This window comes from Pirellulimonas nuda, from assembly GCF_007750855.1.
GTDB classification, from domain to species: Bacteria; Planctomycetota; Planctomycetia; order Pirellulales; family Lacipirellulaceae; genus Pirellulimonas; species Pirellulimonas nuda.
In genome coordinates, this window is record NZ_CP036291.1 from 5,293,297 (window position 1) to 5,313,760 (window position 20,464).

20 protein-coding genes are annotated in these 20,464 nt (G+C 68.6%); 13 read left to right on the top strand and 7 right to left on the bottom strand.

Annotated elements, in window-relative coordinates:
* Positions 1 to 27: 27 nt before the first annotated feature.
* Positions 28 to 1,521, bottom strand: a complete 1,494-nt coding sequence (locus tag Pla175_RS20665) for a CehA/McbA family metallohydrolase domain-containing protein (protein ID WP_145289947.1) — start codon at positions 1,519 to 1,521, stop codon at positions 28 to 30.
* Positions 1,522 to 1,684: 163 nt separating this feature from the next.
* On the opposite strand from Pla175_RS20665, the gene Pla175_RS20670 reads away from it, so the two are divergent.
* The 9 genes from Pla175_RS20670 to Pla175_RS26630 all read left to right on the top strand — a co-directional run bounded on the left by Pla175_RS20670 (position 1,685) and on the right by Pla175_RS26630 (position 8,503).
* A complete protein-coding gene (locus Pla175_RS20670) occupies positions 1,685 to 2,674 on the top strand; it encodes a DnaJ C-terminal domain-containing protein (protein ID WP_145289950.1) in 990 nt (329 codons plus the stop codon).
* Positions 2,675 to 2,693: 19 nt separating this feature from the next.
* Positions 2,694 to 3,020: a hypothetical protein gene (locus tag Pla175_RS20675; RefSeq protein WP_145289954.1), complete on the top strand. Its 327-nt coding sequence runs from the start codon at positions 2,694 to 2,696 to the stop codon at positions 3,018 to 3,020.
* Positions 3,013 to 3,381, top strand: a complete 369-nt coding sequence (gene rnpA, locus Pla175_RS20680; RefSeq protein WP_145289957.1) for a ribonuclease P protein component — start codon at positions 3,013 to 3,015, stop codon at positions 3,379 to 3,381. Before Pla175_RS20675 ends, rnpA begins: the two co-directional genes overlap by 8 nt.
* Complete coding sequence (yidD, locus tag Pla175_RS20685) at positions 3,378 to 3,617, top strand: membrane protein insertion efficiency factor YidD (protein ID WP_145289960.1); 240 nt, start codon at positions 3,378 to 3,380, stop codon at positions 3,615 to 3,617. Before rnpA ends, yidD begins: the two co-directional genes overlap by 4 nt.
* Positions 3,618 to 3,861: 244 nt before the next feature.
* Positions 3,862 to 4,455 (top strand): fasciclin domain-containing protein, encoded by a 594-nt coding sequence (locus Pla175_RS20690; protein ID WP_231953993.1) that lies wholly within the window; start codon positions 3,862 to 3,864, stop codon positions 4,453 to 4,455.
* 112 nt (positions 4,456 to 4,567) lie between these two features.
* On the top strand, positions 4,568 to 5,104 hold the full coding sequence (locus Pla175_RS20695) for a sigma-70 family RNA polymerase sigma factor (protein ID WP_231953995.1): 537 nt from the start codon (positions 4,568 to 4,570) through the stop codon (positions 5,102 to 5,104).
* Positions 5,104 to 5,877 carry an anti-sigma factor gene (locus Pla175_RS20700; RefSeq protein ID WP_145289967.1) on the top strand — a complete coding sequence of 258 codons (774 nt, stop codon included), beginning with the start codon at positions 5,104 to 5,106 and terminating at the stop codon, positions 5,875 to 5,877. The genes Pla175_RS20695 and Pla175_RS20700 overlap by 1 nt, the downstream gene beginning before the upstream one ends.
* A 92-nt stretch (positions 5,878 to 5,969) precedes the next feature.
* Entirely contained in the window at positions 5,970 to 6,896 is a 927-nt protein-coding gene (locus Pla175_RS20705; protein WP_145289970.1) for a hydroxypyruvate isomerase family protein, read from the top strand.
* Positions 6,897 to 6,955: 59 nt separating this feature from the next.
* Positions 6,956 to 8,503, top strand: a complete 1,548-nt coding sequence (locus tag Pla175_RS26630) for a family 16 glycoside hydrolase (RefSeq protein WP_145289973.1) — start codon at positions 6,956 to 6,958, stop codon at positions 8,501 to 8,503.
* A gap of 34 nt (positions 8,504 to 8,537) precedes the next feature.
* Here the strand turns inward: Pla175_RS26630 and Pla175_RS20715 are convergent, their stop codons facing one another.
* Positions 8,538 to 9,569, bottom strand: coding sequence for a 3-oxoacyl-ACP synthase III (locus Pla175_RS20715; protein WP_145289977.1), 1,032 nt, complete (start codon positions 9,567 to 9,569; stop codon positions 8,538 to 8,540).
* 593 nt (positions 9,570 to 10,162) lie between these two features.
* Between Pla175_RS20715 and Pla175_RS20720 the strand changes: the two genes are divergently transcribed.
* Entirely contained in the window at positions 10,163 to 10,906 is a 744-nt protein-coding gene (locus Pla175_RS20720; RefSeq protein WP_145289980.1) for a gamma-glutamyl-gamma-aminobutyrate hydrolase family protein, read from the top strand.
* A 286-nt stretch (positions 10,907 to 11,192) separates the two neighbouring features.
* A complete protein-coding gene (locus tag Pla175_RS20725; RefSeq protein WP_145289983.1) occupies positions 11,193 to 11,396 on the top strand; it encodes a small basic protein in 204 nt (67 codons plus the stop codon).
* A 149-nt stretch (positions 11,397 to 11,545) separates the two neighbouring features.
* Here Pla175_RS20725 and Pla175_RS20730 read toward each other — a convergent pair whose 3' ends face one another.
* Both Pla175_RS20730 and ribD read right to left on the bottom strand, forming a co-directional pair.
* Positions 11,546 to 12,586: a hypothetical protein gene (locus Pla175_RS20730; protein WP_145289985.1), complete on the bottom strand. Its 1,041-nt coding sequence runs from the start codon at positions 12,584 to 12,586 to the stop codon at positions 11,546 to 11,548.
* Between the two features lie 148 nt (positions 12,587 to 12,734).
* Positions 12,735 to 13,877, bottom strand: a complete 1,143-nt coding sequence (ribD, locus tag Pla175_RS20735) for a bifunctional diaminohydroxyphosphoribosylaminopyrimidine deaminase/5-amino-6-(5-phosphoribosylamino)uracil reductase RibD (protein ID WP_231953997.1) — start codon at positions 13,875 to 13,877, stop codon at positions 12,735 to 12,737.
* 217 nt (positions 13,878 to 14,094) lie between these two features.
* Between ribD and Pla175_RS20740 the strand changes: the two genes are divergently transcribed.
* On the top strand, positions 14,095 to 14,463 hold the full coding sequence (locus Pla175_RS20740; protein ID WP_145289988.1) for a SpoIIAA family protein: 369 nt from the start codon (positions 14,095 to 14,097) through the stop codon (positions 14,461 to 14,463).
* Between the two features lie 236 nt (positions 14,464 to 14,699).
* Here Pla175_RS20740 and Pla175_RS20745 read toward each other — a convergent pair whose 3' ends face one another.
* The 3 genes from Pla175_RS20745 to Pla175_RS20755 all read right to left on the bottom strand — a co-directional run bounded on the left by Pla175_RS20745 (position 14,700) and on the right by Pla175_RS20755 (position 18,703).
* A complete protein-coding gene (locus Pla175_RS20745; protein WP_145289991.1) occupies positions 14,700 to 14,990 on the bottom strand; it encodes a hypothetical protein in 291 nt (96 codons plus the stop codon).
* 62 nt (positions 14,991 to 15,052) lie between these two features.
* The gene (locus Pla175_RS20750) at positions 15,053 to 16,549 is read right to left on the bottom strand and encodes a hypothetical protein (protein ID WP_145289994.1); all 1,497 of its coding nucleotides are present in this window, start codon (positions 16,547 to 16,549) and stop codon (positions 15,053 to 15,055) included.
* Between the two features lie 24 nt (positions 16,550 to 16,573).
* Positions 16,574 to 18,703: an SEC-C domain-containing protein gene (locus Pla175_RS20755; protein ID WP_145289997.1), complete on the bottom strand. Its 2,130-nt coding sequence runs from the start codon at positions 18,701 to 18,703 to the stop codon at positions 16,574 to 16,576.
* A gap of 492 nt (positions 18,704 to 19,195) precedes the next feature.
* Between Pla175_RS20755 and Pla175_RS20760 the strand changes: the two genes are divergently transcribed.
* The gene (locus tag Pla175_RS20760) at positions 19,196 to 20,425 is read left to right on the top strand and encodes a BBP7 family outer membrane beta-barrel protein (RefSeq protein ID WP_197527023.1); all 1,230 of its coding nucleotides are present in this window, start codon (positions 19,196 to 19,198) and stop codon (positions 20,423 to 20,425) included.
* The last annotated feature ends 39 nt before the right edge of the window (positions 20,426 to 20,464 follow it).

The window sequence follows — 20,464 nt, forward strand, 5'->3', positions numbered from 1 at the left end:
TTTCTTTGGGTGCGTGACGGCGCGCCGCTACTCGCGGTTGGCGCTGTCGCGACGCTGCTGCCAGAACGCCTGCGCCGCTGGCCCGTCGCTCCCCAGGTCGACGCCGGCGGCTTCGGCCGCCCTCAGCCAGTCGAGCATCGCCTCGCAAGCGGCGCGGCTGATGGCGGGATCGGACGGGGGGTCGAGGTAGTAGGGGGCCGTCATCGCCCGCTCGTAGCGGTCGCCGGCCGTGGTGGCGGCGCGGAGCACCACCCAGCCCCCCAGCGACGGGTCGACCTCGGGGAGCCGCCCCCGGTTCTCGGCGAGCTCGCGGATCGGCACGCTGGCGGTGACCCGGCCGTTGGAGACGACTTCGAGGTACTCGATGGGGTTGCGCGTGGCCAGGCTGGCGCCCGAGGGGAGCGAGCCGTCGCTCTCGGGCGGGGCCGACACCCGCAGCAGCGGGCCGTTGGTAATAAATGTCTGGCCGGCCAGCGCCGCCCGCCACCAATCGGCGGTGCTCCACCCGCCCGAGAGCAGGGCGTACGTGCGCCCCGCACCCAGCGGCGTCTGGGCCTCGCCCGAGCCGCTGCCGGCAAACGGGGGCAGACGCAGCCCGGCGTCTAGCGCCGAGAAGTAGCACGCCTCGCGGTAGCGCCCAGCTCCGCGGCGGCCGGGGAACCGCCGCCCGTCGGCCGGCCGGCGGCCTTTGCCCAGGCGATCGGACGACTCGTCGATCACCAGCACGCCGTCGACCACCCCCCCGGCGAGCCACGCGGGGAATGCCCACGACGCCGGGTCGACCACCACGCGCAGTCCCCGGGCGCGCGCCCCACGCAGCGACGCGACCGAGGCGTCGAGGCCCGACAAGTCTTCGGCGGTCAGCGGCCCATCCACGCGGAAGACCAGCAACGCGCCGCTGGGCCCCTCGAGGCGCGCCGCGTGCGGTCCGAAATCAGGACCGGCGCCGGCCGGCGCGTCGGTAGAGCGCCAGCGTCCGCCGGCCTGTTCGAAGGCGATCAGCGGCGCATAGCCGAGCCCTTCGGCCCGCAGGGCGACGCCCAGCCCTTCCCCCGTGCGCGCCCCCCACACGTCGGCGCCGTACCAGCGCTCTTTGGCAAGGTCGACGGCGCGGCTCATCGCCACGGTTTTCTCGTCGTCGGCGTGGCGTTCGATCTGGAACTCGCCGCGGGCGGTGCGCCACTCGGGTCCGGCGTCGAGGTCGAAGACGTACTTGCCCAGCTTCAGGGCGAGCAGCGTCTGGCCATCGACGTAGCCGTGGTCGGCGAACTGAGCGACCGCGGCGCCGCGCGGCAGCGCCGGGCGGCCGCGGCTATTGGTAAGTGTGATCCTTGCGGCGATGGGCGCCCCCGACTCGGCGTCGGTCACTCGCACCAGCAATTGCCCATCGGGCCGAGCGGCCAGCAACGCCGCCGGCCCAAGCGCCCACCCCAAGACCAACGCCAGGCGAGCCGCCGGCGTAAGCCGACGGAGTTTCTCTGGAGCCAAGCAGACCACGTTCTTCAGACAAAGGCTTTCCATCCTCAACCCTACCACCCGGCAATCCTCGGCGCCGGGGCGCGCGGTTAGTCGCGTTGCGCCGATTGCCGGGGGGCCGGGCCCGGTACACGGGCCGGTCTGGCCGGCTAGAATACCCCGTTCTGTCCGCCCCCTCTCCCGGCCCGTCATTTATTCCAGCACCGGCATGGCCCAAGACCACTACGCCACACTCGGCCTCTCCAAAGGCGCCTCGGAAGACGAGGTACGCAAGGCCTACCGCGACCTGGCCCGCAAGTACCACCCCGACCTGAACCCAGAAGACGACGCGGCCAAGAAGAAGTTCCACGAGGTGCAGGCCGCCTTCGAGGTGCTGAACGACCCCAAGAAACGCGAGCTGTACGACCGCTACGGCGCGAATTACGAGGCGATGAGCGGCGCCGGGGGGGCACGCGGCGGCTGGCCCGGCGGCGCGCCCGGGGGCGGCGGCGCGGGGGAGTATGAGTTCGACATCAACGACATCTTCGGCGGCGGAGGGGGGGGCGCCACCGGCGGCGGCGGCTTCGCCGACCTGTTCCGGCAGTTCCGCACGCCCGGCGCGGGCGGCGCCGGTGGCGCGGGCCGCGAACGGCACGGCCGCGCCGCGGCCCAACGGGGCGCCGACGTCTCGCACGAGATCACCGTCCCGTTCGCTACCGCGGTGCTGGGGGGGACGGCCGCGCTGCAGCTCTCGCGCGCCACGGGCAAGCAAGAAACCATCAGCGTGCAGGTGCCGGCCGGCATCACCAGCGGCAAGAAGATCCGCCTCCGCGGGCAGGGGAACCCCAGCCCCAACGGCGGGGCGGACGGCGACATCCTGCTGACCGTGCGTGTCGCCGGGCACCCGCTGTTCGAACGCACCGGCAACCGGCTCGACCTACGCGTGCCGATCACGCTGGCCGAGGCGGCCGCGGGGGGGAAGATCGACGTCCCCACGCCGCACGGCGCCGTCACGCTGAGCGTGCCCCCCGGCTCGTCCAGCGGCAAGCGGCTCCGCGTCCGCGGCCACGGCGTGCGGCCCAAGTCGGGCGAGCCGGGCGACCTGTACGTTGAGCTCCAGGTGGTGCTGCCAGAAGGCCTGACGGACGAAGACCGCAGCCAACTGGTCGAGATCGCGGGCCGCCACCCCGAGAACCCCCGAAGCACCCTCAAGTGGTGAGGCCCACCGCGGCCAGCCGATGCACACGACCCTCTTAACCACGCTGGCCCAGGCGGCCCGCCCCGCGATCGACGCCACTCCCCCCCCGAGCCGGGCAGCCATGCTGATGGCGATCCTGGGGCTCGTGCTGCTGGGCATCGGGATGATTGTGTGCGTAATGCTCGGGGCGCGGTGGGTGCGGAAGATCGCCCGCGAGCAGCCCCGCCCCCCACTCGAGCGGCGCCGTCAGACCGAGCGGCCCCCCGAGGTCGTGCCGGCGGCGCCGATCGCTTCGGCGGCGGATTCGCCCACCTCGGGCCGCACGCTGGCCGATTCACAGCGCGAGCGAGAGACCCGCATTGAGTGACCCCGCACCGGACAACCTGCGTTTCCCCAAAGAAGCCCGCCTGCGGGCCAAGAGCGACTTCGACCTCGTCTTCTCCGACAAACGCACCGCGGCCGACCATCGGCTGGTGGTGCACGGCCGGCCGCACGCCGGCGCCGCCCGGTTGGGGCTGGTGGTGTCTCGGAAGGTCGGGGGCGCCGTGACACGCAACCGCTGGAAGCGGCTGCTCCGCGAGGCGTTCCGGCTCGAACGCCACGGGCTGCCGGCGCTCGACCTGGTCTGCATCCCGCGTCCCAAGGCCCGCCCCGACCTGGCCGAACTCCGCCGCTCGCTGCGCGAGCTGTCGGCGCGGATCGCCCGCCAGTGGGACCCCACGGCATGAACGGCCTGAAGCGGTGGCCCTCGGCGGCGCTGGCCGCGGTGCTGATCACGCTGGTGCGCGGCTACCAGTGGCTGCTCAGCCCCCTGCTGGGCCGCAACTGCCGGTTCACCCCTACGTGCAGCGAGTACTGCATCCAAGCCATCCGCAAGCACGGCCCGCTGCGGGGCGCGTGGCTAACCACGCGGAGGCTGCTCCGGTGCCACCCCTGGTCGGAGGGTGGCGAGGATTACCCGTAGAACGCGTTCGAAGCCCCCCGAGCCGCGCACGCCAGCGGGCTTGGCCGCGATGAAAAGCCTGCAAACGTCGGAGAACTCTGCGTGCTAGCGTGCACGGCTCGGATTACTTTTCACAAAAACGTTCAAAACGTGCATCCGATCGTCGCGTCCTCTCGAACCTTCTGCTGAGCTCAACCACGGGGGCGGGCCCGCCCCAACCGTTTGACCAAAACCTCTAGCACCTGAATTCGAGAAGGAAATCGTGATGAAAACCGAACTACTCGCCGTACTGGCCCTGATGGCCGCACCCGCTGCGTTCGCCGGTGAAGGCTGCCCCTTCAGCAACCAAGCCGTGACCGCCCAGTGCCCCTCCTCGGCCGTGCACGCCGTATCGACCGTTGCTTCGAGCGACATGATGGCCGCCGCTGAGAAGCCGAAGGACATCGTCGACACCGCGGTCGGCACCGAGGGCTTCAAGACGCTGGTCGCCGCCGTGAAGGCCGCCGGCCTGGTCGACGCCCTCAAGGGAGAAGGGCCCTTCACCGTGTTTGCCCCGACCGACAAGGCCTTTGAGGCGCTGCCCAAGGGGACGCTCGAGACGCTGCTGAAGCCGGAAAACAAGAAGAAACTGGCCGGGATCCTCACCTACCACGTTGTCCCCGGGAAGGTCTTGGCGGCCGACGTGGTCAAGATGAACGGCGCCAAGGTCGACACGCTGCTGGAAGACAAGCCGGTGACGATCAAGGTCGAGGAGGGGAAGGTTTACGTAGACAACGCAGAAGTCGTCGCTACCGACGTGATGTGCTCGAACGGCGTGATCCACGTCATCGACGCAGTAATTCTGCCCAAGTCTGAGTAAACCCGCACGCCTGGGCTTGCTACAATCAAGCCGTGCGGCCCTCCGCGTTTGGGGTCGCACGGCTTTTTTCCTGCGCCGCCTTTGCGAGTCTGAGTTGACGACGACCCCGCTCTTGCCACTTGTCGCTTCTGCCGCTCCTGGGGCGGTCGAGGCGTGCATCGACCGCTACGGCGGGCTGGTGTGGACGATCGCCCGCAAGTACTTGGCTTCTGCGTCCGACGCAGAAGACGCGGTGCAAGAGGTGTTCCTCGACCTGTGGCGGAAGGCGGGCTCGTTCGACGAGCGCCTCGCGGGCGAAGCGACCTTTGTGACCGTGATCGCCCGGCGCCGAGTCATCGACATGCTCCGCGCCGGCCGGAACCGAAAAAACTGCCAGTTGCCTGACGACCTAGTCGGCGAGGAGGCCGACGCCGCCGAGAATCACTTCATGGTTGCCGAGCAGGCCGACCGCATCCGCGGCTTCATGGAGGACCTCCGCTCCGAACAGCGTCGCGTGCTGGAGCTGGCGATCCTGCACGGGATGTCGCAGAGCTCCATCGCCGAAGAAACCGGCTGGCCGCTGGGCACCGTCAAGTCGCACGCACGCCGCGGGATCGAGAGGCTGCGAGAAATGCTTTCGGCCGCGCCCTCTGCCGGGGAGGTCCAGTGATGAATCCACCGTTTAATCCCGGCCGAGAAGGCTTTGACGAGCGGCGCGCCGAGCACGCGGTGTTCGGCGCCGAGGGCGCCCCGCAGGCGGTGGGGCACGCCGCCGACCCGCCGGTTTGCGGAGAAGAGCTGATCGCGGCCTCGGTCTATCTGGCCGGCTCGGCCCCTCCCGGTGGATTGCCGCCGGGGCTGCGAGAACGCCTGGTCGCAGACGTCTATGCGTCGGACTCCGTCTCGGCGCCCGCCGGCGCAGGCATGGCGGCGCCTGCCGACGTCAACCAGCGCTGGCTGGGGGGCGTGCTGGCGCTGGCCGCGTCGATCGCCCTGGTGGCGGGGATCCTGTGGCCCAAGTCGACCGCCACCCCCACGCCGCTGGAGGCCCGGCAGTCGTTCCTCAAGAGCTACCCCACGCTGACGCCGATCGCCTGGACGGCGACCGACGACCCAGCCGCCCAGGGGGCCGAAGGGGACGTTGTGTGGAGCGACGCCCAACAGCAAGGCTACATGACCTTCGCCGGGCTGCCGGCGAACGATCCGTCAAAAACCCAGTACCAGCTATGGGTTTTCGACGCCCAGCGGGACGAGCGTTACCCCGTTGACGGGGGCGTGTTCGACATCCCCCAGGGGGAAGAGAGCGTCGTCGTGCCCATCGCCGTGAAGCTGCCCGTGAACCGCGCCACGATGTTCGCCGTAACGATCGAGCCCGCCGGGGGCGTGGTGGTGTCCGACCGGTCGCGGCTGCCGCTGTTGGCCAAGACCGCCGCGGACGGCTAAAGGCCGGAGGGGCGGGCGCTTTCTGCGGCGATTCTGGGTAGGATGACGGGATCGGCTGACTCCTTTCTGCTCTGCACCAGAGGTTCCTTCGGATGAAACGACGCGACTTCCTCCACGCCTCGGGCGTGGCGGGCCTCGGAGCTCTCGCGGCCAGCGCCGTGGGCGCCGACGACGCCCCCGCCCCCGCTGCCGCCGCGAACGATCGACAATTCAAGCTGCATTACGCGCCCCACTTCGGCACGTTCCGCAACGTCGCCGGGCCGGACCTCGTCGACCAGATCAAGTTCGCCGCCGACCAGGGCTTTACCGCCTGGGAAGACAACGGCATGAAGAACCGGAGCGTGGAAGACCAGGAGCGGATCGCCAAGACGCTGTCCGACCTGGGCATGAAGATGGGCGTGTTCGTCGCCCACAGCGACGCCGGCAAGGTCACCTTTGCCGGGCGCGACAAGAACCTGCGCGCGCAGGTCGTGCAAGAAATCAAAGACAGCGTCGACGTCGCCAAGCGCGTCGGCGCGAAGTGGATGACGGTGGTGCCCGACGCCTACAGCGACCGCGTGGAGTGGGGCTACCAAACCGCCAACTGCGTCGAACTGCTGCGCGAGTGCGCGGCGGTGCTCGAACCGCACGAGCTGGTGATGGTGCTCGAGCCGCTCAATTGGTGGACCAACCACCCGGGGCTCTTCTTGCACAAAGTGCCGCAGGCGTACGAGATCTGTCGGGCGGTGAACAGCCCGTCTTGCAAGATCCTCTTCGACATCTACCACCAGCAGATCCAGGAAGGGAACCTCATCCCCAACCTCGACGCCGCGTGGTCGGAGGTGGCGTACATTCAAACCGGCGACAACCCCGGCCGCAAAGAGCCGGGGACCGGCGAGATCAATTACCTGAACATCTTCAAGCACCTTCACGAGAAGGGCTTCGAGGGGGTCATCGGCATGGAGCACGGCAACAGCATCGCCGGCGCCGACGGGGACCGCGCCGTGATCGAGGCCTACCGCAAGGCCGACGCCTTCTAGCGGCCCATCCGCGCCCCGGTGCGCCAAACCTCTTTCCTACATCTCTCAGGGGACTCCTCATGTTGTTGCGAGTTAGGCGTTGCGTATCGACCGCTCTGATGGGCGTGCTCTGCATCGGCGTCTGTCAGGCCCAAGACGGGTTCACCGTGCTGTTCGACGGCGGCTCGCTCGACGCGTGGCGGGGCTACAAGAAGGACGCCCCCACCGACGGCTGGCGCGTCGAGGACGGGGTGCTCAAGCACTCCGGCGGCGCGGGCGACCTGATCACGCGCGAGAAGTACAAAGACTTCGACTTCCGCTTCCAGTGGCGGGTGGTCAAAGGTGGCAACAGCGGCATCATCTACCGCCTGAGCGAGACCGACGGCCCCCCGTACATGACCGGCCCCGAGTACCAGATCCTCGACAACCAGGCCCATAAGGACGGCAAGGTGGCGGCCACCTCCGCCGGGGCGCTCTACGCCATGTACCCGCCGGCCGAGGACGTAACCCGCCCCGTCGGCAAGTGGAACAACGGCCGGATCGTCATCCGAAACGGCCGCGTGCAGCACTGGCTCAACGGCAAGAAGCTGCTCGAGGCCAACTGGGGAGACGACGACTGGAACGCCAAGATCGCCGCCAGCAAGTTCTCCAAGTGGGAAGGGTTCGCCAAGAACGACGAGGGCCACATCTCGCTGCAAGACCACGGCGGGCAGGCCGAGTTCCGCAACATCCGCATCAAACGCCTCGACGGCGCCGCGGCCCGTCCGGCCAAACGCGCCAAGCCCGCCGAGCCGCAAGCAGACGCCTCGGAGCGGCCGGCGCGGATCTTGTTTGTCACCCAGAGCGCCGGGTTCAGGCACCCGACCGTCGCCCGCAAGGCGACCGACCTGTCGTTCGCCGAACGCGTGATGACGGAGCTCGGGGTCCGCAGCGGGTTGTTCCGCGTTGATTGCACGCAGGACGTCGAGAAGGACTTCACGCCGGAGCGCCTGGCCGACTACGACATCGTGATGTTCTACACGACCGGCGCGATGTACGACGCGAAGCGCATCCTGCCGATCCCCAAAGAGACCATGGACTGGTTCCTGAACGATTGGCTCAAGCAGCCGGGCCACGGCTTTATCGGCGTCCACTCGGCCGCGGACACCTACCACGACTACGAGCCGTACTGGGACATGATCGGCGGCACCTTCAATGGGCACCCCTGGGGCGCCGGCAGCACGGTCGCCATCAGCGTGCAGGACCCCAGCCACCCGGCCTCCGCGCCGTGGGGCGACTCGTTCGTGATCGGCGACGAGATCTATCAGTTCAGCCACTGGCAGCCCGAGAAGGTCCGCGTGCTGATGAGCCTCGACATGCAAAACACCGACATCAAGAAGCCCTACCACGTGCCGGTGTTGTGGGTGAAGGACTACGGCCAGGGCCGCGTCATGCACATGAGCCTGGGGCACCGCGAGGACGTGTGGACCAACCCCAAGTACCAGGAGTCGCTGCTGGGCGGGGTCCGCTGGATCATGGGGCTGGCCGAGGGAGACGCCACGCCGAACCCCGAGGTCTCCAAGGCCGAGGAAGCCAAGGCGCGCGAGGCGGTCGAGCAGGCGAAGAGCAAGCCGAAGTCGGCGGCCTAACTCGCCGGCGCGTGAGCGTGTGGGTGGGCGCGTCCTAGGCGCCCCACTGGACGCCCATCATCAAGCAGTTGATGCCCGAACCGATGCCGAGCATCGCGACCCGGTCGCCCGGGGCGACGCGCCCCGCGTCGACCGCCAGCGAGAGGGTGGTCGGCAGCGCCGCCGAGCCGGTGTTGCCGAGCGTCTCGACCGTAGCGAAGTCGCGCTCCTCCGGCAGCCCCAGCGCCCCGAGCATCATCCGCCGGTGGGCGACGCCCACTTGGTGGCAGACGCTGAGGTCGATCTGGTCGCGGCGCCAGCCGGCCTCGGCCAGGAAGTGCTCAAACGTCTCGGCGCCCGCCGCCACGCCGCGGCGCATCAGCTTCTCGCTGTCGGTCTGCATCACCTGCTGCAGGCCCTCGCTCTGGCACAGGTCGTGGTCCTCGGTCGCGGCCGTGGCGGCGGCCGAGGTGAGGCGCCGGCCCGTGCGGCTGAGCGACGCGTCGCACAGCACCAGGGCCGCGGCGGCCGAACCGATGGTGAGCGAAGCGACCGATCGCTTGATCGTGTCGCGGCTAAGGGTCTCGTCGGTGTTGAGCCGCTCGATCGTGTTGTCTACCAGTGGGCGTCCACACTCGGCGCCGACGACGATGCCGGCCTCGACCTGGCCGAGCTCGATCATCGAGGCGATCTGCAGCGCGCCGGTGAGGATCCCCAGGCAGGCGTTCGACACGTCGAAGGCGAGCCCGCGTCTGGGCAGCCCCAGGGCGTGGTGGACCCGGCACGCGGTGGCGGGTTCGAGATGGTCGCGGCAGACCGAGCCGTGGATCAGCACGCCGAGCTTCTCGATGGGGACGCCGCTCGACCGCAGGGCGCGCCGTCCCGCCTCGATGGCCAGGTCGCCGGGCCGGGCGCCGGGGGGGAAGAACCGCCGCTCGCCGATGCCGGTCATCAGCTCCAGACGCCCCTCAGGGAGCCGCAGCCGGCGGTAGAGGGGCCCCAGCCGCGTTTCGATCTCGGCGCTCGTGACACGCTGTTCTGGGAGCACGTGGCCCAGCCCTTCGAGGCAAACCCGGGAAAATCTCATGGCGCGGCTGTTCTTAGGAAGCACGAACGGTAGGAAGGGAGGGCCAACTCACTAGACGAGCGTAGCGGGAGAGGGGGCGACCGATAAGCCGGCCACGCCGGCCGGGGAGGCTGGGGGCCGGCGGGTGCTTGCACAAGCTATAGTGGTCAAGATTTTTTTGAGGCGCAAGATCGTCCAAGCCATTGACTCTTGGCCAAACCCGTTTACCATCCCGCTCCAGACTTGCGACCCACGCTTATAGGCCGGGTGACACGGCCGCATCCACACAGGGAGCAACACCGGTAGGACGATAGGGACATCGCACCGGCGCCGAGCTTGGACCCATACCCTCCGCATCCATACGGGGGACCACCAAGCCACCGGCGAACGCCGCACAACTTGCTGCCGTTCGGTCAGGGAAGGCCCCCGCTTGGGTTCGCTCTCTGCCCTTGGGCGCAAGACGGTTCGGCGCAACAGACGCCAAGCGCCCCCGGGCCTCCGCCGAAGCGGTGGGCTGAGCGTGCTTGCTATGCGAACCCTGACGCCACACCGGCGCAGCCCCCAAACGCGAACGTGCGGAATGACTCCGCCCGGATCGAAAGGGAATGATTCGCATGTCTAAAACCGTCATCGGCATCAACGCAGACTACCGCGCCGCCCAAGGCGAGAAGCCCGCGCTCACCTACCTGACCGCGGCCTACTACGATTCGATCCTGCAGGCCGGCGGATTGCCGGTGGTGCTGCCCCCGCTGGCCGAAGAGGCCGACATCCATCAGGCGCTCGACCTGGTAGACGGCGTGATGCTGATCGGCGGCGCCGACCTCGACCCCCGCCGCGACGGCTGGATGCTGCACCCCTCGGTCCGCGCCATGGCGCCGCGCCGCGAGTCGTTCGACCGCACCCTGGCCCGGGTGGTCGCCGACCGCCGCGTGCCCGTGTTCGGCATCGGCGCCGGCATGCAGTTGATCAACGTCACCCGCGGCGGCAACCTCCACCTGCACATCCCGGAAGACGTGCCCACCGCCCTGCCGCACAAGGACAACCTCGACCCGGCCCACCGGCACACGCTTGAGCTGCGGCCCGGGTCGCTGATGGAGCGCGTGTTCGGCGACGGCGAGCTGCGCGTCAACAGCATGCACCACATGGCCATCGACGACCTCGCCCCCGGCTTCCACGTCACCGCCCGCTGCCCGGACGGCATCGTTGAGGCGATCGAGAGCACCTCGCCCGATTGGTTCGCCATCGGCACCCAGTTCCACCCCGAGGCCGACACCGCTTCGGCCCTGGACGTGCGGATCTTCGAAGAATTTGTCATCGGCGTGAAGGAAAGCCGCGAGGCGGTCCGCATCGCCGCCTAACGGCACCATTGAGGCATCGCACTAGGCGTCACGAGCTTTGTTCGGGGACGCCCATGGACGGGCCCCGGGGCGATTTCCCGCACGCCCCGGGTTAGGCCGCATCCGCGGCCGGCAGGACCACCCCCAATGAGAGGCCCGGCGTGTGCCCCGCAGCACACGCCGGGCTTGCTCGTTTCTGGGGCGCCCGGCCGGGGGCCGGACGGGACGTTGCGGCCGAGATTCCGTTCGCGTAAACTACTGGGCTTCCGCCAACTCGACAGTTAAAAATCTAGACCCGGCATCCGCCATGACGATCGATAAAACCCTGAAAGTAAAGCGTGGCGCCACCAGCAACCGCAGCGTCATGACGCGCGTTGAGCGGATCCAGAAGCTCCGCGAAGGGGACCGCTGGGGCGAAGAGGCCTCGCCGTTCGGCCTCCCCAAGGTGCGGGTCCGCAAGCTGCAGATGAAGAAAAAGAAGAAGACCAAGAAGGACGACGACGACAAGTAGGCCGCCCGGCCCCTCCCCGGGCTGCCTTAACAGGTGCGGCGGCTCTCGCCGGGGATCAGGCCCTGCCGAGGCACGGCGCGGGCCTGCGTCACCTTCAGTCAACAAGCGCCACGGCTCAACAGCAGCCGGCGCTTCGGTTCACCCGGTGTTTAGCGGCCGGCGTTCTGGATCTCGTCCAGCTTCACGGCCAGCGCCGTCAGGATGTCTCGCTCCGCCAGGCTCTGCTCTCCCTGCGCCTCGGCAAGGTCTGCCTGCCGCTGCTTGACCCGATCGCCCAGCCGGTCGATCGTCTGCCGCATGTCGGGCCGGTGCCCCACCTCGCGGGCCTCTGACGTGGTAAGGCCATTGAGGTAAAGCCGCAAGAAGCGGTCCTCGCTGCTGAGCTGCTCTAGGTCGCGCACCAACCCCGCCAGCTCGAACGCGCTGGGGGGGCGTTGGTCGCTCAGCCGCGCATCGATCGCGGCCAGCCCTTGCGACAGCCCACGGACCCGCGCCGAAAGCTCGCGGAGGTCGACCGATCCACGCGGGCGCGGAGGTAGTTCTGGCTTGAGCCGCGTCTGGCGCTGGGCGGGCCGCTCGATCGGCGCCGACGCTACGGCGACCGGGTCGTCGCGGAAGGGGTCGTCTCGGAACGGATCGCTCCAGTTGATTCGGGCGGCCGCCGGGTGCTCGTTGGAGGCCACCACCGGGAGCTCGGGCCGGGCCGGCCGCAAGGCGGGCTGGGGCGTCACCGGAGCGGGCGCCGGAGTGGGATCGACCTGCGAAGCGACGCTGCGCGGCATGGGCGCCGGCGCCGGCTCGGTAATTGGCGTGGGCTCCGCGATCGGCTCGGGCGCAAGGGGCGCCGCGGCGATCTGCTTCTGGGAGAACTCGGGGGGCGCCGGCATCGGCTTCTTCGAACCGGCCATCGACGCCCGCAACGCGTCCAACAGCCAGCGCTCCATCACCTGGGCGTCGGCGTCGCTCTTCGGCGAGGCGTTCCACAGGTCGATCGCCTCGGCCAACCGGTCGCGGCCTGCCTGCTTCTCCCCGCCGGAGGTGGGGTAACGCAGGTCGAGCTGCGCGCTAATGTCGCCCGCTAGCTGCTGCAGCACCGACCGCTGCGGGGATTGCGCCAGGGCGGGCGCCGGCGCCCACGCGCCCATGACAGCGGACAGGGCCAGAAGCAGGAGTAGGTTGACTGATCGCATCTGGTTATCCAGGGCTTAGTGACGCATACACGGCGTGCTTCGCCCCTAAGGCTAGATTCACCGCCGCCAGAGTCAACGCGGTACGGGCCGCCCGGCTGGGCGCCGCGGCCGGCCCGGTGCGGTTTGCTCCGGTTGCAACGACTTTGCGTCAGGCGCCAGCGCTGGACGCCTCGCCGTCCCCCAGGCGACCCCGGATATAGACGTCGCCCTCGACCTGCTCGATCACCGCGTCCACCAGCCGCGCCCCCGCCGCGATCGTGCCCTGCCCCGCCCCACCCATCGGCGAGGGGGCGCCGGCGCCGCCGATTAGCTTCGTCGCGACGAAAACGTGGGCCTCATCGACGAGCCTCGCGTCGAACATCGACCCCAGCAGCACGCCCCCTCCCTCGACCAGAACGTTGGTCATCCCGCGGGCGCCGAGCAGCTCGACCAGACGCGTGACGACGGGGACCCGGTCGTCGTTGTCCAGGCACACCACGTCGGCGCCCAGGCTGCCGAGCTTCGCGCAGGCGGCCTCTTCCTCCGCCGAGCGGGCGACCACGATCACCGGCGCGTCCGCAATTGTTTCCATCAGCCGGCAATCGGGGGCGATGGGCCCCACCACCACGCGGGCCGCTACCCGCGGCCCCGGGGGGCGGGCGATGAGCAGCGGGTTGTCGAGCTGGGCGGTGCGCCGGCCGACGACGATGGCGTCCATCCGCCCGCGGAGCCGCTGCACGATGGCCCGCGACGCCTCGCCGCTGATCCACTTGCTGTCGCCAGAGGCGGTAGCGATCTTGCCGTCGAGCGTCATCGCCCACTTGGCGATCACCCACGGCCGGCCGGTCGCCAGGCGTTTCAGGTAGGGCGCCAGCACCCGCCGGGCGGGCTCGGCGCCGGGGCCAAGCTCACACACCACGCCGGCGGCCCGCAACCGGTGGATCCCCCCGCCGGCCACCTGCGGGAACGGGTCGGCGACCGCCGCCACCACCCGCGTCACGCCGGCCGCCAGAATCGCGTCGGTGCACGGCGGCGTCTTGCCGGTGTGGCAGCAGGGCTCAAGCGACACGTACAGCGTGGCCCCGCGGGCCCCCTCGCCCGCGGCGTTCAGGGCGTTCACCTCTGCGTGCGGGCCGCCAAACCGCTCGTGCCACCCCTCACCCACCAGGCGGCCTTCGCGGACGACGACACAGCCGACCATCGGGTTGGGCTCGACGAGGCCCTCGCCGCGCAGCGCGAGCTCTGCCGCACGCCGCGCCCAGTGCTCGTCGCGGTCGGAAGGATCGGCAGGGTCTATGGAAGCGTCCGTCACAGCGACCTGTCGTGAAGTGCAGGGAGCGGGCCAATCCGTACTAAGAACGAAGCCGCCGACCGGCGCCGATCGTGGCGGACCGACTCAACGCCCCAACAGAAAACGTTTGCGGCGACCGCCGGCGACCCCATACGATCTAAACATCCAAGTTGACCGGCGTCTATCGTCGGCGTCACGTCTCTGCCTGGTCTCCACACGAACCCGGAGCGCCCCTGCCATGATCCACCACCAACTGCTCCCCGACCAGCGGGTCCTGGTCGTCACCCCCGAGAGCCCGCTGGAGAAGCGCGACTTCGAGGCCCTGGCGCCGATCGTCGACCGTGTGATCGCCGAGCACGGGTCGCTTGGCGGGCTGATGATCTACACCAAGAGCTTCCCCGGCTGGAAAGACTTCTCGGCGATGCTGGGCCACTTTAATTTCGTCAAGGACCACCAAAAGCACATCACCAAGGTGGCCGCGGTCACCGACAGCGCGTTCCTGTCGATCCTGCCAAGCGTGGCCTCCTTCTTCGTACACGCCAAGGTGCGGCACTTCGACTACGAAGACAAAGCCGAAGCGCTGGCGTGGCTCGACAGCGACACGTAGGTCAGGCCGTGCCTGACGCCTGGCTGGAGCCCAGCCACGCCGCGAAGCAGGAAAGGGAAGATGGCGACGCTTGGAGATGAGGGGATAGGCGTCCGCGGGTCTGAACGCCGCCAAGCAGGATGGCTGGATCGATGCGACCGGTTGCAAACCGTCAGTCAACGAATCAACGCATCCCCCTACCTCCCGTTCATCTCCACCCCTCCCTTCTGTCTTTCGCGGCCTCGTTTTCCTTTAGGCTACGACGGCATCCACAGCTTCTTTTCCCCCGCGGTCGCCGCGGCGCCGTCGGGGGTCCAGATGGCCGAGGCCGGGGCCGGTTCGGCGGGGGGGCCGAGGTGGGCACCCTGTTGCAGCGCCCCGGCCGGGTCGGGGACGTCCGGCAGCGCGCCGATCGCGCTGAGGATGGCGTACACCCGCTCGGCGATGCCGGGCTCGTCGAAGTGGTTGCTGCGGAGGTGGTTGAGCTGCTCCAGGGCCTCCTGCTCGCGCCCGACTCGATCAGCGGCTCGAACGACAGCACCTCCCACTTAGCGACCGATTCGCCGAAGGCCTCCGCGCGACGTGGGTGGGCGCCAAGCAGGCTATCACACTATCGCAGAAGCCGCCTGCGCAGTCCCGCCACGCCGGCAAACGCTCCCGCGACCGATAGCACCCAAGCGGCCGGCTCGGGTACAGTGACAAAACGAATCAGTCCTGCGTCGGCGCCCGGTGACACCTGGCGAGTGAAGTCGAAGGCGAACGCCTGGCCGTCCGCGAGCCACCCGCTAACGCTCCCGGCCATCGGGAACTCCCCCGGAGGGCCCAAGCCTTCAACCAGAAAGCCGCTGCCAAAGAATGTCACGACGCTGCCGGTTTCAATCAGCAGGTTGGCGTCGCGGAAGATGCCGCCGCGGATCGAGACTTCGCTGCCAAGCTTCGCCGTGATTGAAAGCTCATCGAGGTCACCTCCGGAGAGGTTGACGAAGGAGTCGCTGGCGTCGATCGTCAGCCCTCTGGCGCGCAACCTGACCAGGTCGACGAACGATCCACTCTCTGCCAGGATGCTTGCAGCCTCCGTCGGGTAGGTTCGCGTTACATCGAGCGTGATCTTTCCTCCCCGCGCAAGAGTGGCCAGCCGAGAGAAAAAATCTGTGCGGTACCTTTCAAGGAGGATCGTTCCGCCGTCAGTTGCAACCAAGTCTCCGAATGCGCCAGCACCGAAGTTTACCACAGCGAGGCCGCGATCTCGCACCGTCACTAGGTCAAAACCTGCGAAACCCGTTGAGAATCGAGCGTTGTCTTGGACAAGGATTTTGGACAGCAATCCATTCCGAGCGATCAACGTTGCGTTGCCGGAGACGACTGAGACGGGATTGGTAGGATTATTATCTGCGTAGAGAATCTCGGCGAAGCCATTTTCCGTCACCGTAAGGTTGCCCATGGCGCCACCGTTGAACGAAGCGGTGGCATTGCCGGCAATCTCAATTACTCCGGGTCCCGAATTTGTGAACTCGGCACGGGCGTTCTCGTTGAGGGTTACCTTCCTCGCACCTGCACTTAGCCCAACCTGGAGCAATGCAGAACCTGTAATCAGCGCCTCTCCTTCGACGGAACTGCCAAAGATTAATGAAATGGTGGAATCGTCGGTCGCGAACAGATCGCCGGAAATCTGCCCAAACCCGTGGCGGAACAAAGAGCTGCCGTAGACCGCAACACTCCGCCCGGGGCTCGGTCCACCTCCGATCGGAAGAGAATTCACGAAGACTGTGGTTGGGGAGAGATCCACGCTGTCCCGCACCACGATGCCAGCCGGGAACATCATCCCGTCCGATACCTGAATCTCATTTGCCATCCCGTTGTCGAAAACAACCTGGGCAACGCAGTCAATGCTGGGCGTCTGCAGCAAGGTTGTCAGAACGACAACGCTGCACCATCCTCGTGAATCCATGTTGAAACTCAGGGCGCGGAGGTAGATGAGCAGGGAAGAGACTCGTACGGCTGACACTTCGGCAGCAACGGCGATAGTATCCTCGCGGCGCTTGCCGAAGTCTAGCGACTTGGTCAGACAATCCGCGCGGCGTCTTCCGCCGGCAGGCGGCGACGTCACTACCGGCGCGTCTGACTCAGCCCCCTACGACGGCATCCACAGCTTCTTTTCCCCCGCGGTCGCCGCGGCGCCGTCGGGGGTCCAGATGGCCGAGGCCGGGGCCGGTTCGGCGGGGGGGCCGAGGTGGGCGCCCTGCTGCAGCGCCCCGGCCGGGTCGGGGACGTCCGGCAGCGCGCCGATCGCGCTGAGGATGGCGTACACCCGCTCGGCGATGCCGGGCTCGTCGAAGTGGTTGCTGCGGAGGTGGTTGAGCTGCTCCAGGGCCTCCTGCTCGCGTCCCGCCTCGATTAGCAGCTCAAACGACAGCACCTCCCACTTGGCGACCGACGCGCCGGAGGCCTCGGTGCGGCGCCGCGCCTCGTCCACCAGGTCGAGCGCCACGGCCGGGTCTTCTTGCTGCTGGATCAGCCGTGCGTAGATGTCGTCCGTCTTGATCTTCTCGGCGACGCTCGGGCGGCGCAGCAGCTCGCGTCCGGTGACCTCGATGGCGGTCGAGGCGCCGGCGATGATCGCCCGCCGGTGCAGGCCCGCCAACGCTTCGTCGTCGAGCTTCTCTAGCTGTACCCGCGCAAAACGCACCAGCGGCAACCGCTCAACGTCGACCCCTTCGGCCGTCGGGTCGATCGGCTCGGGCTGGGGGAGCGAGAGCCCGTCGCGGAGCGCGGCGATGGTCTGGGCGTGGTCGGCGTTGGCCGCCCCCTGCTCGAGGATCAGCACCGAAGCCATCACGGCCCGCCTGGACTCGGGGTCGGCGACCCCCTCGCTGGGGGACTTTCCCGCCAGGGCGGCGCGGGGCGCCAGCGGCCACTTCTGCAGGATCCGCTCGCGGCGTTCTTCTCGCCGCAGCTCGCGACGCAGTTCGGCCGGGGTATCGGTCGGGAAGCTCCACCGCCAGCCGAGGGCGGCGTCGATCGCGGGGATGTGGTCGATGGTCTCGGGGGGCTCCGGCTCGCCCGCCGCGTCGCCGGCGAGCTCGCGGACCCCGGCCAACGCGGCGTCGAAGTCGGCGCCCGCCAACGCAACCAGCTCGAGCCGCTGTGGGCGGTTGGTTTGGCGCCCGAAGTAGCCGAGCTGGGCGATCACGCACGGCACCTCGGAGCGGGTGAGCTCCTTGCCCGACGCGGGCATCGCCCGATCGAGCACCAGGTACTCGGCCCGGGGCGGGGGCCCGTCGACCGACTGCGGGTCGACGTAGGCGCCTGTTTGGCGGTGCAGTCGGTCCGCGGCGTCGAGACGGGAGATCAGCGCCTCTTCGTCCTGCATCGGGATGGTCACCAGCAGCGTCTCGACCATCGCCTCGTCGGTGTCGGGGTCGAGCAGTTGGGCGATCGCCTCGGCCTCAACCGCGTCGTCCACCGGCACTTCCATCTTGGCGAACTGGTGCATCTTCTGGGCGAAGCCGCGGCGGTCGCCGAGCCAGCCGTGCACCAGCGCCGAGTTGAACACCAGCGCCTCGAGCTCCGGGTGCCGCTCTACCAGCGCGTCGAGCACGCCAGCCGCCTGGCGCCACTTGCCTTGGCTGGCCAGCACCTGGGCGACGTAGTGGTCGTGTTCGCAGACGTGCCCCTCCGGCACGTCGCGGAGGAACAGGTTGTCACGCAACAGCACCGGCAGCCCGGCCGACTGGTTGAGCCGCAGCAACAACTGCATGGCGCGGGTGTCTTCTTTGCCGACGATCCCCTGGTAGAGCCACAGGTGCGCCCGCGCCGCTAGCACGTCGCCGGAGAGCAGCAGCGCGTGCCCCACCGCGCCGATCGCCTCGAGCACGCGCAGCGGCATGTTCTCCGCGACCAGCTCGAGCGCGTCCTGCAGGCGCCCGACCGCCAGGCCGAGGTCGTCCTTCACGCACGCTAGCATCGCGGCGTGGGCGTGGGCCGAGGGATTCTTGATCTCCTTGGCGAGGAAGTCGTCTACCGTCTTGGCGACGTCTTCGAACTTCTCCAGCGTGAACTCCACCACGGCCTTGAGGTCGAGCAGCGACGCGCGGCCCGGGTACTTGCGGAGCGACTGCTCGACGTGCTGCAGGGCGGCGCGGGGCTGATCCCCCTCGATCATGCGGTGGATCTTCTCGATCTCGCCGGCGAGGTCGGAGCAACAGAACTTCAGCTTCTTGCCGCTGCCGCAGGGGCACAGCGCGTAGGGGTCGACCGACATGTGTGTTTCGCCTTGGATTTCGTATCGGCCGCGCGCAAGCGGGCCGACGCGTGAGGGTTCACGCGGGGGTGTTCGGTAACCACCGATTCTAGCCGAAGCTGGCCGTCCATCCCACCGGCGCGGCGGGGGCGCCGCCGGAGCCGACCCGACCGGCGTCCGCCCGCAGGCGGGGTGTCGCCCCGCGGAAGCCGCGCGAGCCGGGCCGTCGCCGGCCCCGGCCTTCTCGGGGCGCCAGCGGTATTCGCGGGGCGCCGGGGCCGGGGACGGCCCGGCTCGCGCCACGAACATGCTGGCGCGCCGATGGCGGGTTTTGTCGGTTGTTCTGCTGGTAGGGGTTGTGCCTGGCGGGGCGGTTCGTCGGATTCTAGCGGTAATTCCTGTACTGCGGGCCGCGGGAGGTCGATGAACAACGCAGGACGCCCGGCAGACCGGCGCGGACCGGGCCGGGGGTACGTTCCGCAAGGAAACGAAAGGGGCGAGGGCAGCGTGACCATGAATCGATTCCAAACCGCAATCCTGCTTGCCGCGATGGCGGCTTGGCCCGCGTGTCGGGCCTGGGCAGATGATCTACCGACCCCCGCCGCAAGCGAGTTCGACTACGACGCGCCCGGCGGACCGTCGGAGCACTTCGAAGAGATCACCCCGCCGGTCTCCTCCATGGGCGACATCGGCGGCGCCCTGCAACCGATCCCGCAAGGGGAACAGTTGTGGGAGTACGAACCGGCGGTGACCGAGAGCACCGGCACCTGGCTGCGCCGCGGGTACTGGTACGTTGAGAGCGACGCGGTCGTGCTCAACCGATACTGGGACCGCAACGCCTTTGTGCTGGCGTCCGACCTGAGCAGCGGCGGGCTGCAGGACCTGCAGCTCGATCGCAGCAAGCCGGGCGCCGAGGGGAACGTACGCCTGACGCTCGGGCGGTTCCTGTTCCGCGACACGACCAACCGCGACCACACGATGGAGTTCACCGGCTTCGGCGGCGGCGAGTGGACGCAGTCCAACCGCATCACCTCCGACGTGCCCAACGCGTTGTTCGTCCGCGACGACATCGACCTCAACAACCCGTCGTTCGACGGCGCGTCGACGATGCAGACCAAGTACGACAGCCGGCTGACGATGTTCGAGCTGAACTACCGGGTGCACGACCGCATGGGCCGCGACCAGATGGTGCTGACCCCCAACGGCGATTGGGTCCGACGCGCAAACTCTGGCTTGACGCGGAACTTCCTGGTCGGCCTGCGCTACATCGACCTCACCGAGAACCTCGCCTGGTCCGCCCAGGACATCGCCACCCAGACTACGTCCGCCGATTCGGGCCTCTACAACATCCGCACCAGCAACGACGTGATCGGCCCCCAGGTAGGCGGCGGCATCACCTACGAGTCGGACCGCTTCAGTGTCGAGCTCTTCGGCAAGGGGGGCGTGATGCTCAACGACGCCAAGGGGGTCTCTCGTATGACCTACGCGAACGCCCAAGGCCTCGACGACTTCTACACCAACAACCGCGAGGGCGTGCTGACCTACGTCTTCCAGACCGGGTTCATCGGGCGTTGGCACATGCGGCCCAACCTCTCGCTCCGCGGCGGCTACGAGATGCTGTTCCTCGTGAACATGGCCGCAGCGCCCGACCAGATCAAGTTCGACCCCGACTTCAGCCGCGTAGCGACCTCAAACAACCCGTTTTACCAAGGGCTCACTCTCGGGATGGAGTACTTCTGGTAACCAGCCGCGGTTTGGGCTAGCAACGCCGGGCCGAGCGGG

Coding starts and splice junctions, on each gene's coding strand:
- Pla175_RS26630 (WP_145289973.1), top strand. CDS start 6,956: ATGTTGTTGCGAGTTAGGCGTTGCGTATCGACCGCTCTGATGGGCGTG.
- Pla175_RS20760 (WP_197527023.1), top strand. CDS start 19,196: ATGAATCGATTCCAAACCGCAATCCTGCTTGCCGCGATGGCGGCTTGG.
- Pla175_RS20720 (WP_145289980.1), top strand. CDS start 10,163: ATGTCTAAAACCGTCATCGGCATCAACGCAGACTACCGCGCCGCCCAA.
- Pla175_RS20730 (WP_145289985.1), bottom strand. CDS start 12,586: ATGCGATCAGTCAACCTACTCCTGCTTCTGGCCCTGTCCGCTGTCATG.
- Pla175_RS20690 (WP_231953993.1), top strand. CDS start 3,862: ATGAAAACCGAACTACTCGCCGTACTGGCCCTGATGGCCGCACCCGCT.
- Pla175_RS20755 (WP_145289997.1), bottom strand. CDS start 18,703: ATGTCGGTCGACCCCTACGCGCTGTGCCCCTGCGGCAGCGGCAAGAAG.
- Pla175_RS20665 (WP_145289947.1), bottom strand. CDS start 1,521: ATGGAAAGCCTTTGTCTGAAGAACGTGGTCTGCTTGGCTCCAGAGAAA.
- Pla175_RS20715 (WP_145289977.1), bottom strand. CDS start 9,569: ATGAGATTTTCCCGGGTTTGCCTCGAAGGGCTGGGCCACGTGCTCCCA.
- Pla175_RS20670 (WP_145289950.1), top strand. CDS start 1,685: ATGGCCCAAGACCACTACGCCACACTCGGCCTCTCCAAAGGCGCCTCG.
- Pla175_RS20725 (WP_145289983.1), top strand. CDS start 11,193: ATGACGATCGATAAAACCCTGAAAGTAAAGCGTGGCGCCACCAGCAAC.
- Pla175_RS20700 (WP_145289967.1), top strand. CDS start 5,104: ATGAATCCACCGTTTAATCCCGGCCGAGAAGGCTTTGACGAGCGGCGC.
- Pla175_RS20675 (WP_145289954.1), top strand. CDS start 2,694: ATGCACACGACCCTCTTAACCACGCTGGCCCAGGCGGCCCGCCCCGCG.
- yidD (WP_145289960.1), top strand. CDS start 3,378: ATGAACGGCCTGAAGCGGTGGCCCTCGGCGGCGCTGGCCGCGGTGCTG.
- Pla175_RS20705 (WP_145289970.1), top strand. CDS start 5,970: ATGAAACGACGCGACTTCCTCCACGCCTCGGGCGTGGCGGGCCTCGGA.
- Pla175_RS20740 (WP_145289988.1), top strand. CDS start 14,095: ATGATCCACCACCAACTGCTCCCCGACCAGCGGGTCCTGGTCGTCACC.